Genomic DNA, 16,201 nt, shown 5'->3' on the forward strand with positions numbered 1-16,201 from the left:
GTAGGAGTCTGGGCCGTGTCTCAGTCCCAGTGTGGCTGATCATCCTCTCAGAACAGCTAGGGATCGTCGCCTTGGTGAGCCATTACCTCACCAACTAGCTAATCCCACCTAGGTTCATCCAATCGCGGAAGGCCCGAAGGTCCCCTCCTTTCCCCCGTAGGGCGTATGCGGTATTAGCAGTCGTTTCCAACTGTTATCCCCCTCGACTGGGCAGATCCCTAGGCATTACTCACCCGTCCGCCGCTCGCCRCCTCAGGAGTAAACYCCCTTGYGCTGCCGCTCGACTTGCATGTGTTAGGCCTGCCGCCAGCGTTCAATCTGAGCCATGATCAAACTCTTCAATTAAAGTTTTGTTGCTTCCGTCTTGCGACTTCAGCGGCTCAATGAATTCTGATTTTTTGTTTCTCGCGCTCCCTATAAAAGAAGGGCTAAAACAAACTGTACATATTGCTATGAACACTCATTGTTACATTGATTTAAATTTTTGACTGCCAACCCTAAGGTTAAGCAGTTTCGATTAACTCAACACCTGTGAGTGTCCACACAGATTTCTTGTTTTATCTTGTTAAAGAGCGTTGACCACATACCGTTGCCGGCGGGTCGTGCTGATGCTTCATCAGCTCAGGGTCGTGCATTTTACGCATTTCCCGTTTCGCGTCAAGGAGTTTTTGCAAACTTTCTCAACACTCATCAATCAGTAAACTCATCGATGAACTGTCACATCAGGCTGCTTAACGCTGTCTGCCGTGTCAATGGATGCGCATTATAGGCAGCAGAAGATTTTGTGCAACCCCTATTTTAAGGAAATTTGCAGTTAATTCTAATTATCTAATCTAGCCACAAGATACCCACCACTTACCCCCAAAGTTATCCACAAAATAGCGCTTTATCTGTAATTTGGCCCAATTGATTGCCAGCGTACAGTATCAAGACAAAGGGATCATGAGCATGAATGCTATCAGATTTAAATGAGAATAACGGCTGCTCGAACTGGAATATCTCACCTCCACTTTTATATAGAGTCGTTAATGGGAGAATTACGGGGAACAACAGAAGAAGATGACACTCTGAGTGTATTTGGCGATGAAGATACTTTACTTATATATAGTAGTTGCCTCCCATCAACCCACCATAGAAAGTCGAAACGATGTACTCAGCAATAGAAAGAGGGTCTCCTTGATACTTATTCGTTAGCAACTGGCTACATTAGATATCAGCATATAATAGTAGTAGCAGTAATAAGTAGTTCAGAGACCATTCAACTCTATTCACCTTAATCCATTACCGAGTTGAGTGGATTAGCTCGCACTCCATAGCAGTTGTCCGCAGTCGGTAAGATCATAGCCACCAAGTAGTGCCGCCATTTGCCTCGAGTGACCGCTCGCCAACATAGTAAAAAGTTGTTGAAGCTGACGACGGAAGTAAATGCTTTGCGGCATAACGAAATCAAAAGACTCTTTAATCAGCGGCACGAAACTTAAACCACTTTCCAAAGCCACAGATTGACAACCAAAACCAATATCGGCATCCCCCCTAGCGATATAACCCGCCAACTCGCGTTCACTATAGGCAGTTAGCACGACATTAAGTTGATCTAAGCGAGCACCTTGCTTTAACAACCAATGCTCTAAGTGCTGTTGGCTACCTGCGCCCCCCTGACGACTCACCCAACGCCAAGGCAAGTTCACGACTTTATCTTCTTCTTGGCATCTGTGGTGCATATCGGCACGCATGATCAACCCTTGCTGACGGGAGTAACCATGCACCATGATCCATTGCTGATGGTTGTTATAACCTTTAAGTAAAGCTGGGTGGCGAATATTTCTATCCTCCATGCTACCCCAGTGTAAGGTGCACACATCGGCATAACCTTTAGCAAGCAACTCTAACCCTAAGCGTGAACCTGTTGCGCTGTAGCTTATCAACTCACGGCTACCAACTTGCGCCATCAAACGCGCCACCAGCATAGATAATAGTGGATCGTCACTACCAGTGATCAATAAACGGTCGGTCAGCATGCCACTGTGGCAAGAATCCATTACCCAACGGTCGATTAACACTTTCGGAAATAGCCATTTACCGGTGATTTTAGTGGCGGGGAGAATTCTGTCATTAGCCATGGCGTAGACTTTTTTCTCATTAAGGTCTAAATACTCGGCCACTTGCTTCGCGCTCATGTAGACCAATTCACTGGCAGACGTCATCTTGTTTCCTTGTCTTATTCTTCATTACTGCATGTAAGTCTTAGCTGACTTGAGGCTAAGGAGCCGTATTGGCATCAAACTGCAGATTTTCACTACCGTGGTACACCAAAAAGTGACGGCCTTTCGCGCGGGCAATAATAGTAATACCCAACTGCTGCGCTAGTGCTAAGCCCATCTGAGTCACGCCACTGCGTGATAGCAAAATAGGGATCCCCATTTTGGCGACTTTAATCACCATTTCCGAAGTTAAGCGGCCAGTGGTATAAAATATCTTATTATCGCCGCGATCCTGAGTCAGCCACATATCCCCAGCCAAAGTATCTACGGCATTATGACGGCCAACATCCTCGACGAAAGCCATAATTTTATCGTCTTCGCACAAGCCACAACCGTGCACAGCACCCGCATTTTTATAGGTTTCATTATATTCGTTGATATTTTTTAATAAGCTATAAAGGGTGCTTTGCTTAAGACTTGGCGTTGGTAAATTGATGCCGTCTAAATCTTGCATAAAACTGCCATAAACCGTGCCTTGACCACAGCCTGATGTCACCGTTTTTTCGGAGAGTTTCTCATCCAGATCGGCGGTTTGTTCACGGGTAACCACGGCTGCAGAACTCACATCCCAATCGACGATAACAGAGTCCAGTAAGTTCACATCCGAAATAAAGCCTTGGTTCTTAAGATAACCTAACGCCAGTGACTCAGGTTTCGCCCCTAGGGTCATAAGTGTCACTATTGGTCGCCAGTTCAAATACACGGTAAGCGGACGTTCGCAGGCGACAAATTTATCCAACACTTCCCCGGCTTCATTCACTGCTTTTACAGCAATGGTTAGCGGTACTTCCACTTGAGTTCTCACAAAAGAACACTGATGCTGAGTTTTTTGAGAAGGATTGGCTGCCGCTATTTCGCTATCTGTGCTCATGTTGTTATCAGGAATAGTGATATTTTCAGAGATCATAATGTTACCGCTTAACGAGTCATGGCCAGAGCATAGCAATATTTATACCTAGACATAAAATTCGGGGTTAAATGCGTGATCTGCCGCAATGCTGATTTTTCATTAGCCCTTTTATGTCCCAAACAAAATCCTGTACTGGACAAAATGTCCAATTTATAGGGTGTTTTTGATGATCTAGCTCAAACTAATCCACTATGTTTACTGGCACCAATATTGCAGTGACCTTTTATCGCAATTTGTTGGTAAAACCGAACCGTTCACTCTACGGTTTGTCCATCAACACGGCTGAGACGGAGAGACAATGCAACATACAACTAGTGTTTGGCCTATGTACGTTTCACTTAAGAAAGTAGAGAAGCAAGTTGGCCGCTGGACCTCAGTACAATGGGAAATTGATCACCTACTTCCCGCCACCCATCAAGCCCCAGACGATGCAACCTTAGTGCTACTCGAACTGCACAAAGACGAACGCGCCAGCTATCGCCTCAATCTCGATTTAGATAACGCCATGCTGTATTTAGTATGTGATGAAACGGCCGATGGCACTTGGATACCGGCGGCATTATCGGCGGATCAGAATGTCGCGGCGGGTTGTCTTGAGGGCAATACCCCTGTCCTCAACTTATTGATGCCAAAAGCTATCGCTTGTTGGATTGAAGCCTTTATCACCCAATATGGTGAAGTCGAAATTGCCGCTCATCGCCGTAAACATGTCGATGGCCGTAATAATCAAGGCCCGAGTCACGATCCATTGCGGAGGGACTAATGGCTGAACCCATACAAAAAACAGGCGGGCTACTGAGTCGCTGGAACCAACGGCGCGAACAAGTTGCAGCAGAAGAAGCGCGAGAGGCTGACGGGGAAATCACACCTCAGGAGACCATCGTAACCGAGCCCACTATGGCAGTTGAGCAACTTCAACCCACAGAGTCCGCCATTGAACCTAATACTGCAGAGCATGACGATCCTAATCGCATCCTCACTGCAGCGGATTTACCCAATCCCGACGAGATTGAAATAGGCGGCAGCTTTGCGAGTTTTATGGGCGACAATGTTGACCCTGCGGCTAAATCAGCAGCGCTACGTGCACTGTGGAAACAACCGCATTTCAACGAGATAGATGGGCTTTTGGAATATGCACTCGATTACAGTAATCAACCGAAACTCAGTGCAGAAGTCTCAGCTGAATTGATGCAAAAAGTCTTCCGTTACATAGCCAAAGACAGCGAGACCTCGGATGAAGAATCAGCTGTTTTAGCCAAACAAACTGAAGAAAGCAATCCATCCACGAGTCTTGATGTAAGCGAAACAACAACTCATGAGACTAATGAAGTCGAAATCGAATGGGCAGCTGAGCCGATAACGGACAATTTGGATGGGGAGACTGATGACCTACCCCAAAATGCACCAGAGCCCTTAGCTCAGGTACATACCCGAGTTGTTTAACGTCAGTTTAGCTAATTTTAATGTCCGTAACTTTGGTATGTGAATTGCTGTACTAAGATATAAAAAGCTTAGATAAAAGCAGAAAAGGCAATGACTTACTTATTACCAGCCGCCTAAATCTGCCCAGATACAGTAAAACAAGAAACAGCCAAAGTACTGTTCAGGAACGCAATGTGAGCACTTATTTGATGACCAATCAAACCCAAGAAGCGTTAAAACAAGCGCGACAACAGGTATTAACGCAAACTCAGATGTTGCAGAATCTGATCCCGCCAACTGTCAGCTATACCACCGAAGGCAATGTTCTTATTATTGGCCCAGAAGATCTGGCTCGCCTCGCCGCGGACAAATTGTCCACTATGGCCCATAGAGTGATTTTAGCCAATGAAGCCATTACCAGCCAAGATGAAGCGCACCTAGAACGTGTCATGGCAGCGGCAACTGATGTCGAAAGCTATTACAACAAACTCATTGGCGTAAAAGGCTTTTTAGGCCAATTTCAAGTCAGTGTTGAACATCAAGATGGGGCTGCCGAACTCAGTTTAGTGTCAATCCGTAAACCCCATTTCGATATCGTGCTCGATTTGAGCAGCGCAGCTTGTTTGAACTTAGAAATGCTGCCACCCGGCTATTTTTACGTAGGCCAAGACGCTGAAAAACTCGAAGATGCCCTTGCGCAAATTCCCGAACTCATCGGCCAATTTGATAAGCCGCGCTACGTCAAAATTAACCCAGATATCTGTGCCCACGACCGCAATGGCATCAATGGTTGTAATCGTTGCCTCAACTTCTGCCCAGCAGATGCGATCAGCAGTGTCGCAAAGAAAATTGAAATCGATCCATATCTTTGCCATGGCGCAGGCAGTTGTACCAGCGCTTGCCCAACGGGTGCCATCAGTTACGATTTACCTACGCCGCAAGCTTTGCATTCATACCTGAACAAAGTCGTTAGCCGTTTCCGCGAGCAAGCACAAACCGCACCAGTGATCTTGTTCCACGATAATGCCGTCGGCGCCAACTTTATTAGCGACGATTTAGCAGGCGACATCATCCCCGTTGCCCTCGAAGAAATTACCGTTGCTAGCGTAGATCATTGGTTGTCAGTTCTCGCTTGGGGCGCGCGCCAAGTGCTGATCCTCAACACAGACGCAACAGCTCCAACCCTAACGCAAATGCTTAAAGGCGAACTTTCTTTAGCCAACAGTATTTTAGATGAGATGGGTCAGCCGCAACGTATCAGCCTCATCGACCCAAGCATGCTTGCCGATTTAGATTCGATGCTCGATATCAGCTTAGATTGGCTCGTGATCGTGCCCGCTGCATTTGCCTCGACCACTAAACGCAATACGCTATTTGAAGCGATCGATCACCTCAATAGCCAAGCGGGTGAAATTGATACTTGCCTTAGCCTCAACAATATTCCCTTTGGCAAAGTCAGTGTGAATGTAGAAAAGTGCACTATGTGTATGTCCTGCGTGGCAATTTGTCCCACGATGGCATTACAAGATGGTGGCGACAAACCTGCACTACACTTTATCGAGCAAAACTGCGTGCAATGCGGTTTATGTGAGGCAGCGTGTCCTGAAAAAGTGATAAGCCTTACGCCACAAATTAACTTTGATAAAGCTGCCCGTCAGCAACAACACACCCTGAAAGAAGAAGCCCCCTTCGAATGTATTCGCTGCGGCTCTCCTTTTGCGACCCAATCTATGGTGCATCGGATGCTGGATATGGTCGGCGCGCACAGCGCATTTTCTGCCAATATTGAACGCTTGAAAATGTGTGGCGACTGCCGGGTAAAAGACATGTTTGAAGACATTCTTCAAGATCCTGAAAAGCAACTGCGATAAGAGATCCGCTATGACCGAATCAGTAAGACAAGTTTCAGAAAACGATCAGTTGAGAGCCGATATCTATCAACTGTTAGCCGCCCTATTGCGCCGTCAGCCAAGCCCTGAACTGCTACACTTTTTGGCCAATCTTGAAATTGATGCCAATGAAGACAACGAGATGACTAAAGCTTGGTTATCACTCCAACTCGCCGCACAGCAGTTCAACAGTGCACAACTAGAAGACGAGTATTTTGCCCTGTTCCTCGGTGTAGGTTGCGGTGAGATCCTGCCCTACGGCAGCTGGTTTATGACGGGCTCATTGATGGATAAACCACTGGCATTGCTACGCCAAGACTTAATGCAACTGGGGTTTGAACGCGAAGACAACGTCAAGGAACCCGAAGATCACGTTGCAGCACTGTGTGAAGTGATGGGTACTCTGATTTTAGAAGCGCCAAGTTATCGCCAATTGGCTTTTTACCAACGCCATATCGGCAGCTGGATTGGCCGTTTTTGCGACAATTTAGCCAAGGCGCCAAGTGCGGCGTTTTACGCCACGGTTGCACAGCTAGCAAAAGCGTTTTTTGCAATGGAAGCCAGTGCTTTTGAGCAATTAAGCTTAGATATTCCAGTCAATTGCCCAGGCAGCGCAGACTTACAGCCAGCCACCAGCGATTTAGCCAAACCAGTAGAGTTAATGAACTAAGACTAAACTGAGTGATAGCGCGGCATGTGCGTGCTAGATATAAATGTTAGAGATGAGTTCAAACTGCGAAGGTGGGATTAATGTTCACCTTAGCAGCAATAACGGAAGCTTAGGCTTCCACAATAACCGAGGTGGTAGCCGTTTGTACCACCTTATCCAGTAACACAAGGAGACACTATGAAGAAGCCAGCTTCCGACATGGGCCGTCGTCAATTGCTTAAAGCATTGGCACTCGGCAGTGCGGCAGGCGCTGTGGTCACTGTGAGTAGTCAAGCGTTAGCTTCGACAAAAACGGCAGCAACCACAGAGCCTAAAAGTGAGAGCTACCGCGAAACCGACCATATTCGTAGCTATTATGCGTCGCTTTAAAACTAAAATAGAGGAGAGTGTGTGATGCGATTAACCCGCAAAACAGACCAGGTTGTCGAAGCTAAAGCGCCAGCACTGGGTCTCAATCGTCGTCAATTCTTAAAATCGGCAAGTCTTGCCACAGGAGGGATCGCTGCGGCGTCCATGCTGGGCACAGGCATGATGCGTAAAGCACAGGCCCAAGAAGATATTGGCCATAATGTTCCCACCGAAGTCAAACGTACCATCTGTTCTCACTGTGCCGTAGGTTGTGGTGTGTATGCAGAAGTACAAAATGGTGTATGGACGGGTCAAGAACCCGCATTCGATCACCCGTTCAACGCTGGCGGTCACTGCGCGAAAGGTGCTGCACTGCGTGAACATGGTCACGGCGAAAAACGCCTGAAATACCCCATGAAGTTAGAAGGCGGAAAATGGAAAAAGATCTCTTGGGATCAAGCGATTAATGAAGTCGGCGATAAAATGGCTTCAATTCGTCAAGAGTCAGGCCCAGATTCAGTCTACTTTATGGGTAGCGCTAAGTTCTCTAACGAACAAGCTTATTTATATCGCAAATTTGCGGCATTGTGGGGTACGAACAACGTCGACCATTCTGCCCGTATTTGTCACTCTACCACGGTAGCCGGTGTTGCTAACACTTGGGGCTACGGTGCGCAAACCAACTCAATCAACGATATTCGCAACTCTAAGTGCATCATGTTTATTGGGGCAAACCCCAGTGAAGCACATCCTGTTGCCATGCAGCATATTTTGATTGGTAAAGAACGCGGTGCCAAAATCATCGTTGTTGATCCACGTTTCACCCGTACTGCAGCGAAATCTGACGAGTACGTGCATATCCGTCCAGGCACAGACATCCCCTTCATTTATGGCCTGTTATGGCACATATTTGAAAACGGCTGGGAAGATAAAGAGTTTATCAAACACCGTGTCTATGGCATGGATCGTATCCGCGAAGAAGTGAAAAAATACCCCCCAGAAGAAGTTGAACTGGTTGCGGGTGTACCAAAAGCGCAGATGTACCGCGTCGCCAAAATGATGGCTGAAACCAAACCCGGCACCATTATTTGGTGTATGGGTGGTACTCAGCATCACGTGGGTAACTCGAACACCCGTTCATACTGCATGTTACAACTCGCTTTAGGCAACATGGGTGTACCTGGCGGCGGCACTAACATTTTCCGCGGCCATGATAACGTGCAAGGCGCAACCGACTTTGGTTTGTTATTTGATAACTTACCGGGTTACTACGGTTTAACGACTGGCGCTTGGGCCCATTGGAATAATGTGTGGGATCTCGACCCTAATTGGGTAGCGAGCCGTTTCGATCAAGGCGAATATCTAGGACAAAAACCGCAAACCTCTGCGGGTATTCCTTGTTCGCGCTGGCACGATGGCGTGTTAGAAGATAAAACCAAGATAGCGCAAAAAGACAATATTCGTCTGGCGTTCTTCTGGGGACAATCGGTCAACACTGAAACCCGTGGCCGTGAAGTGCGTGAAGCTTTAAATAAAATGGATACCGTCGTCGTTGTCGATCCATTCCCAACCATGGCGGGTGTTATGCACCAACGTCAAGATGGGGTTTATTTACTTCCTGCGGCAACCCAGTTTGAAACCTACGGTTCAATCTCTGCGACTAACCGCTCAGTACAATGGCGTTCTAAGGTCATAGAACCCCTGTTCGAATCCCTGCCTGATCATGTGATCATGTACAAACTCGCCAAAAAAGTGGGTATAGATAAAGAGCTATTCAAGCATATTAAAGTCAATGGTGAAGAGCCTTTGATTGAAGATATCACCCGCGAATTTAACACAGGTATGTGGACTATCGGTTATACCGGACAAAGCCCAGAGCGTTTAAAAATGCACCAAGAAAACTGGGGTACTTTTGATGCTGACAGCCTAGAAGCCCCCGGCGGTCCTGCCAAAGGCGAAACCTACGGCTTACCTTGGCCATGTTGGGGCACACCAGAGATGAAACATCCTGGTACCCAGATTCTGTATAACGAAGCCAAACATGTGAAAGACGGTGGCGGTAACTTCCGTGCTCGCTATGGTGTGGAACATGAAGGCAATAATATTCTTGCCGAAGGTACTTACTCTAAAGGCAGTGAGATCCAAGATGGCTATCCTGAATTTACCGCCGATATGCTTAAGCAATTAGGTTGGTGGGATGACCTGACCGAAAACGAGAAAAAACACGCCGAAGGCAAAAACTGGAAAACTGACATTTCCGGCGGTATCCAACGTGTTGCTATCAAGCACGGCTGTATCCCTTACGGTAACGCTAAAGCTCGTTGTATTGTATGGACATTCCCAGACGATATTCCACGCCACCGCGAACCACTTTACACGCCTCGTCGTGACTTAGTCGCTAAATACCCCACCTACGAAGATCGTATGGTTGCACGTTTACCGACACTGTATAAGTCAATTCAAGACAAGGATTTTGCTAAAGACTTCCCATTGGCACTCACATCAGGCCGCCTAGTGGAATATGAAGGTGGTGGTGAAGAATCCCGTTCTAACCCTTGGTTAGCTGAACTACAACAAGAAATGTTCATCGAAATGAACCCTGCAGATGCAGCGGATCGTGGTATTCGTGACGGTGACAATGTTTTTGTTCATGGTCCAGAAGGCGCCAAAATCACGGTTAAGGCTATGGTGACACCGCGCGTTATTGCCGGTGAATGTTTTATGCCATACCACTTTGCTGGGGTGTTTGAAGGCGAAAGCCTAGCGAAAAACTATCCTGAAGGCACTGTGCCTTACGTGATAGGCGAATCTGCAAACACCATTTTAACTTATGGCTACGACGTTGTGACTCAGATGCAAGAAACTAAGTCCAGCCTATGCCAAATCAGCAAAGCCTAACCTACTTGATGAGGAGATAAGCCATTATGGCAGTCATGAAATTTCTGTGTGACACCAAGCGCTGCATCGAGTGTAACGGTTGCGTCACTGCATGTAAGAACGAAAACGACTCCGCTCTCGAGTGGGGAATTCAACGTCGCCGCGTGGTGACGATCAACGATGGTCTACCTGGCGAAGCCTCAATTTCAGTAGCTTGTATGCACTGTACTGACGCTCCCTGCATGGCCGTATGTCCGGCAGATTGTTTCTACCGTACCGAAGACGGCATAGTGCTACACAACAAAGATACTTGTATCGGTTGTGGTTATTGCTTCTATGCTTGTCCATTTGGTGCACCGCAATTCCCGAAAAAGACTGCCTTTGGTAGTCGTGGCAAGATGGACAAGTGTACTTTCTGTGCCGGTGGCCCAGAAGAAACCTTCTCCGAAGCCGAGCGTAAAAAATACGGTGCCAACCGTATTGCTGAGGGCAAGTTACCTATGTGTGCTGAGCTTTGTTCTACTAAAGCGCTGCTCGCAGGTGATGCGGAAGTGGTATCAAACATTTACCGTCAACGTATGGCCTCTCGAGGCAATCCTAACGTGATTTGGGGTTACAACCCCAAGACAGGTGAGATTAACTAAGCAGAGCGAGGGTTAGGGAGAAATCCCTAACCTCTGGCAAGGAGTGAAAATGTTAAACAAACAGTTAAACAAATCACTGCGCAGTCTGTTTGCTCTGTTGGTGCTCGTCATGGGATTGGGATTAGGTTCAGTTATGAGCTCAAACCCAGTACACGCAAGTGATCAGCAATCGAGTCAACAACAGGCGAAAGCGCAAACCAGCGATGCCGATCTTTGGCGAGCGGTAAAAGCAGGCGATGCCGGCTATACCACTGCCAAAGGGATAGATACTGGGGTGTTGATTAACGTTGCCGGTAACCAAGGTAAAGAACTGAGAAATGAATACTTAACCCCCGTCATGGCGCTAGCCGTGGTAGGTGTGTTTGGTGCTTTCTTATTGTTTTATCTGGTGAATGGTCCATCAAAACTGAGTCATGGCTTTTCAGGCAAGATGGTTTCGCGCTGGTCAAAGGCGGATCTGTGGATCCATTGGATCATGGCGAGCAGCTGTCTGGCACTGATGTTTACCGGTCTAACCATAATGTTAGGTAAGCATGTCATACAGCCAATGTTAGGGCCCGACCTTTGGGCGCCATTGATCTATGGCAGCAAAACAATCCACGATTGGGCAGGTCCCATTTTTATCGCGGCTTGGGCTGTATGTGTGGTGAAATGGATGCCGTTACAAACCTTCAAGATGTATGATTTGAAATGGTTTTTAGTGGTAGGTGGTTATATCAACTTTGGCCCGTTCAAAGGTAAGCACCCTGACAGTGGGTTTGCCAACGCCGGTGAAAAAATGTGGTTCTGGACCCTGATGTTGTTTGGTTTATTCATCAGCGTATCTGGCATCATGTTGGTATTACCAGGCTTGGATTTACCCCGCGAAGCCTCTATGGGCGCGCTGCTGATCCACTCTATCAGCGCCATTATCTTGATTGCCTTTACTATAGTGCATATTTGGATGGCGACCGTACTGAGCGAAGGCGGTATGGAGTGTATGAAGTCAGGCTATTGTGATGAAAACTGGGCAATCCAGCACCATAATCTCTGGTATGACGAAATCAAAGCCAACGGCAGCTTAAAGTATAAAGACTAAGTTAAACCGCAGCTTTTACATTCTCAAAACACCCCGCATCGCGGGGTGTTTTTTATTCGCCCTGATACCCATAGCATTAATTCAAAAGCACAAAAAATTAACAACTGAAACAGCGAGATACAAAAATCCGCCAACGCCATCCTCCCCAGTAATTCACTAAACTATGAGCGAGTTAACGCTTTAAGAGAACGGCCGCCGATTTCAGGGCTGCAAACTGTCCTAGATCAATTCCTACTCAACCCTTTCCTACTATATTGCCGTCACGCGCGATGATTGATGGTAAACAAGATGATTTCATTATCTTTTTCGCCGCTAATCTTCACTTTTTGATAACAAGATGAACCCCACAAAAAGCCGTGCGATCTCAAAAACTAAACCCTAATTTCAGGAGTCAGCATGAAGCAGCAACCCAGCGATTTATCTCGCCGATCTTTGCTCAAAGCGCTCACCGTCGGCAGCGTAGCGGGTGCCGCCATTGCCGCAACCGGCATGAGCGTGGCACAGGCCAGCGAGAGCAGCAAGGTAACCACTAAAGAGTCAAAGGGTTACCACGAAACTGCGCATATCAGCAGCTATTACGATAGCTTGCGCAGCTAATCTAGGAGAAGTCAGCGATGAAGTTAACTCGCAAGTCCAATGTTGCCACAGTGGCAGACAAACCGGCGTTAGGCATCAGCCGTCGTCAATTTATGAAGCACGCAGGTATCGCCACAGGTGGTATTGCCGCAGCATCTCTGATGGGCACAGGCATGATGCGTCGTGTCGAAGCCAAAGAAGTGCCGCATGATGCGCCAATCGAAATCAAACGTACTATTTGTAGTGCCTGCGCCGTCGGTTGTGGCCTGTATGCCGAAGTACAAAATGGTGTGTGGACGGGCCAAGAACCCGCATTTGACCACCCATTCAACGCTGGCGGTCACTGCGCGAAAGGTGCTGCACTGCGTGAGCATGGTCATGGTGAAAAACGCCTGAAATATCCAATGAAGTTGGTTGATGGCAAGTGGAAAAAAATCTCTTGGGAAGATGCTATTAACGAAGTTGGCGACCAAATGCTCAACATTCGTAAAGAATCTGGCCCAGACTCAGTGTACTTCATGGGTAGCGCTAAGTTTTCTAACGAAGGTTGTTACATGTACCGCAAGTTGGCGGCTATGTGGGGCACAAACAACGTCGACCATTCAGCTCGTATTTGTCACTCTACCACGGTAGCCGGTGTTGCTAACACTTGGGGCTACGGTGCGCAAACTAACTCTTTCAACGATATCCAGAATGCTCATGCCATCTTCCTGATCGGGGCAAACCCAGCAGAAGCGCATCCCGTTTCGATGCAACATATTCTGATCGCTAAAGAAAGAAACAACGCCAAAATCATCGTCGTTGACCCACGTTTCTCTCGCACTGCAGCGCATTCAGACTTGCATTGTGCAATTCGCCCAGGCACTGACATTCCTTTTATTTACGGTATGTTATGGCACATTTTTGAAAATGGTTGGGAAGATAAAACCTTTATCAAGCACCGCGTATTCGAGATGGAAAGTATCCGTGCTGAAGTGAAGAAATTCCCACCTAAAGAAGTCGAAAACATCACTGGTGTGAGCGAAGCCGAGGTTTATCAAGCGGCTAAATTAATGGCTGATAACCGTCCTGGCACTGTGATTTGGTGTATGGGTGGAACTCAACACCACGTTGGTAATGCCAACACTCGCGCTTATTGTATTCTGCAATTAGCACTGGGCAACATGGGCGTTTCAGGTGGCGGCACTAACATTTTCCGTGGCCACGATAACGTACAAGGCGCAACTGACTTAGGTTTATTATTTGATAACTTACCCGGTTACTACGGTTTGACCTCAGCAGCATGGAGTCACTGGACCCATGTTTGGGATCTGGACATGGCATGGGTGAAAGGTCGTTTCGATCAAACAGCCTACCTTGGCAAAGATCCAATGACGACACCGGGTATCCCTTGTTCTCGTTGGCACGATGGTGTGTTAGAAGATAAGAGTAAGTTAGCGCAGAAAGATAATATCCGTATGGCGTTTTTCTGGGGACAATCGGTCAACACTGAAACCCGTCAGCGTGAAGTGCGTGATGCCTTAGACAAGATGGACACAGTCGTCGTTGTCGACCCATTCCCAACGATGGCAGGTGTTATGCACCGTCGTAAGAATGGCGTATATCTGCTGCCTGCGGCAACTCAGTTTGAGACTCACGGTTCAGTATCTAACTCAGGCCGTTCTATCCAGTGGCGTGAGCAAGTCATCGAGCCACTGTTCGAGTCTAAAACCGACATCGAAATCATGTACCGTTTGGCCCAAAAACTGGGTATTGCCGAGCAGTACACTAAACGCATCGCGATTGAAAATGGTTTACCTGTGATTGAAGAAATCACCCGTGAAATCAACCGCGGTATGTGGACTATCGGTATGACAGGTCAAAGCCCTGAGCGTATCAAGTTACACACCCAAAACTGGGGCACTTTCAGCAACAAGACGTTGGAAGCCGCAGGCGGCCCAGCTAAAGGCGAAACCTACGGTTTACCTTGGCCATGTTGGGGCACGCCAGAAGCTAAGCACCCTGGCACTCAAATCCTCTATAACCAAGCCAAACACGTTAAAGACGGTGGCGGTAACTTCCGTGCCCGTTACGGCGTTGAATACAATGGTAAAAACCTATTGGCTGAAGGCTCTTTCTCTAAAGGTGCTGAAATCCAAGACGGTTATCCAGAGTTCTCCGACAAGCTGCTCAAGCAACTCGGTTGGTGGGATGATCTTACGGCAGAGGAAAAAGCGGAAGCCGAAGGTAAAAACTGGAAAACAGATTTGTCAGGCGGCATAGTGCGCGTGGCGATCAAGCACGGTTGTATCCCCTTTGGTAATGCTAAAGCTCGTTGTATTGTATGGACTTTCCCTGATCAAGTCCCTGTACACCGTGAACCGTTATACACAGCACGTCGTGACTTAGTGGCGAAATACCCAACCTATGACGACATGCAAGTACACCGTCTCCCTACTCTGTATAAGTCTATCCAAGACAAAGACATGAGCGGCAAGTACCCGCTGGTACTGACATCGGGTCGTCTGGTTGAATACGAAGGTGGTGGTGAAGAATCTCGCTCCAACCCTTGGCTGGCTGAACTTCAACAGGAAATGTTCGTTGAGATAAGCCCTGCCGACGCTGCCGATCGCGGCATTCGTAACGGTGAAGACGTCTGGTTAGAAGGCGCCGAAGGTGGCCGTATTAAGGTACAAGCCATGGTTACCCCAAGGGTAAAACCCGGCGTTACCTTTATGCCATATCACTTTGCGGGTGTGATGCACGGAGAAAGTTTAGCGCCTAATTATCCAGAGGGCACAGTGCCTTACGTTATTGGTGAATCTTGTAACACTGCGCTGACCTATGGTTATGACCCTGTGACACAAATGCAGGAAACCAAGGCATCACTCTGTCAGATTGTTAAAGCGTAAGTGCAGCTTAAGCTAGGAGAATTGCCATTATGGCTACAATGAAATTTTTGTGTGATACCAAGCGCTGCATCGAATGTAACGGTTGTGTCACTGCCTGTAAAAACGAAAACGACTCCGCTCTCGAGTGGGGGATCCAACGCCGCCGCGTAGTGACGATCAACGATGGTCAACGTGGTGAAGCCTCAATATCTGTCGCCTGTATGCATTGCTCAGATGCACCTTGTATGGCGGTTTGCCCAGCAAACTGCTTCTACAGAACCGACGACGGCATAGTGCTACACGACAAAGATGCCTGTATTGGTTGCGGTTACTGCCTGTACGCCTGTCCATTTGGCGCACCTCAGTTCCCGAAGAAAGGTGCCTTTGGTAGCCGCGGTAAGATGGATAAATGTACCTTCTGTGCCGGTGGCCCAGAAGAAAACCACTCAGATGCAGAACGCCAAAAATACGGTTCAAACCGTATTGCCGAAGGCAAACTGCCTATGTGTGCAGAACTGTGCGCGACTAAAGCACTGTTAGCGGGTGATGCCGAAGTGGTTTCAAGCATCTTCCGTGAGCGTGTGGCTTATCGTGGTGCTAAAAACGCGGCTTGGAATTAATTCAGGTCAACAGGATCTGTCCACAGACTTAGCTTA

13 protein-coding genes and 1 rRNA gene are annotated in these 16,201 nt (G+C 47.6%); 11 read left to right on the plus strand and 3 right to left on the minus strand.

What is annotated here, in order from left to right; genetic code table 11:
* From L5L98_RS20680 to L5L98_RS20690, 3 genes are all read right to left on the minus strand, one after another.
* Positions 1–345: ribosomal RNA gene (locus L5L98_RS20680) — 16S ribosomal RNA — on the minus strand; the annotation flags it as partial.
* A 953-nt stretch (positions 346–1,298) separates the two neighbouring features.
* Positions 1,299–2,204: a helix-turn-helix transcriptional regulator gene (locus L5L98_RS20685; RefSeq protein ID WP_006083558.1), complete on the minus strand. Its 906-nt coding sequence runs from the start codon at positions 2,202–2,204 to the stop codon at positions 1,299–1,301.
* A gap of 55 nt (positions 2,205–2,259) precedes the next feature.
* Positions 2,260–3,132, minus strand: coding sequence for a formate dehydrogenase accessory sulfurtransferase FdhD (locus L5L98_RS20690; RefSeq protein WP_168827777.1), 873 nt, complete (start codon positions 3,130–3,132; stop codon positions 2,260–2,262).
* Between the two features lie 337 nt (positions 3,133–3,469).
* Here L5L98_RS20690 and L5L98_RS20695 point away from each other — a divergent pair, with 337 nt between their 5' ends.
* The 11 genes from L5L98_RS20695 to fdh3B (L5L98_RS20745) all read left to right on the plus strand — a co-directional run bounded on the left by L5L98_RS20695 (position 3,470) and on the right by fdh3B (L5L98_RS20745) (position 16,165).
* The gene (locus L5L98_RS20695; RefSeq protein ID WP_105250549.1) at positions 3,470–3,934 is read left to right on the plus strand and encodes a DUF3305 domain-containing protein; all 465 of its coding nucleotides are present in this window, start codon (positions 3,470–3,472) and stop codon (positions 3,932–3,934) included.
* The gene (locus L5L98_RS20700) at positions 3,934–4,614 is read left to right on the plus strand and encodes a DUF3306 domain-containing protein (protein ID WP_263143231.1); all 681 of its coding nucleotides are present in this window, start codon (positions 3,934–3,936) and stop codon (positions 4,612–4,614) included. The genes L5L98_RS20695 and L5L98_RS20700 overlap by 1 nt, the downstream gene beginning before the upstream one ends.
* Positions 4,615–4,802: 188 nt before the next feature.
* On the plus strand, positions 4,803–6,464 hold the full coding sequence (locus L5L98_RS20705) for a 4Fe-4S binding protein (protein ID WP_263143271.1): 1,662 nt from the start codon (positions 4,803–4,805) through the stop codon (positions 6,462–6,464).
* A gap of 10 nt (positions 6,465–6,474) precedes the next feature.
* A complete protein-coding gene (locus tag L5L98_RS20710) occupies positions 6,475–7,152 on the plus strand; it encodes a molecular chaperone (protein ID WP_113940321.1) in 678 nt (225 codons plus the stop codon).
* 177 nt (positions 7,153–7,329) lie between these two features.
* Positions 7,330–7,521, plus strand: coding sequence for a twin-arginine translocation signal domain-containing protein (locus tag L5L98_RS20715; protein ID WP_263143236.1), 192 nt, complete (start codon positions 7,330–7,332; stop codon positions 7,519–7,521).
* Between the two features lie 24 nt (positions 7,522–7,545).
* Entirely contained in the window at positions 7,546–10,398 is a 2,853-nt protein-coding gene (locus tag L5L98_RS20720; protein WP_219235014.1) for a formate dehydrogenase subunit alpha, read from the plus strand.
* 26 nt (positions 10,399–10,424) lie between these two features.
* A complete protein-coding gene (gene fdh3B, locus L5L98_RS20725; RefSeq protein WP_006083566.1) occupies positions 10,425–11,021 on the plus strand; it encodes a formate dehydrogenase FDH3 subunit beta in 597 nt (198 codons plus the stop codon).
* A 49-nt stretch (positions 11,022–11,070) separates the two neighbouring features.
* On the plus strand, positions 11,071–12,099 hold the full coding sequence (locus L5L98_RS20730) for a formate dehydrogenase subunit gamma (protein WP_113940318.1): 1,029 nt from the start codon (positions 11,071–11,073) through the stop codon (positions 12,097–12,099).
* A gap of 396 nt (positions 12,100–12,495) precedes the next feature.
* On the plus strand, positions 12,496–12,696 hold the full coding sequence (locus tag L5L98_RS20735; protein ID WP_253989766.1) for a twin-arginine translocation signal domain-containing protein: 201 nt from the start codon (positions 12,496–12,498) through the stop codon (positions 12,694–12,696).
* Between the two features lie 17 nt (positions 12,697–12,713).
* Complete coding sequence (locus tag L5L98_RS20740; protein ID WP_263143243.1) at positions 12,714–15,566, plus strand: molybdopterin-dependent oxidoreductase; 2,853 nt, start codon at positions 12,714–12,716, stop codon at positions 15,564–15,566.
* A 29-nt stretch (positions 15,567–15,595) separates the two neighbouring features.
* On the plus strand, positions 15,596–16,165 hold the full coding sequence (gene fdh3B / locus L5L98_RS20745; protein ID WP_105250558.1) for a formate dehydrogenase FDH3 subunit beta: 570 nt from the start codon (positions 15,596–15,598) through the stop codon (positions 16,163–16,165).
* Positions 16,166–16,201 lie beyond the last annotated feature (36 nt).

This window comes from Shewanella sp. SM23 (genome assembly GCF_025654295.1).
GTDB lineage: Bacteria > Pseudomonadota > Gammaproteobacteria > Enterobacterales > Shewanellaceae > Shewanella > Shewanella oncorhynchi.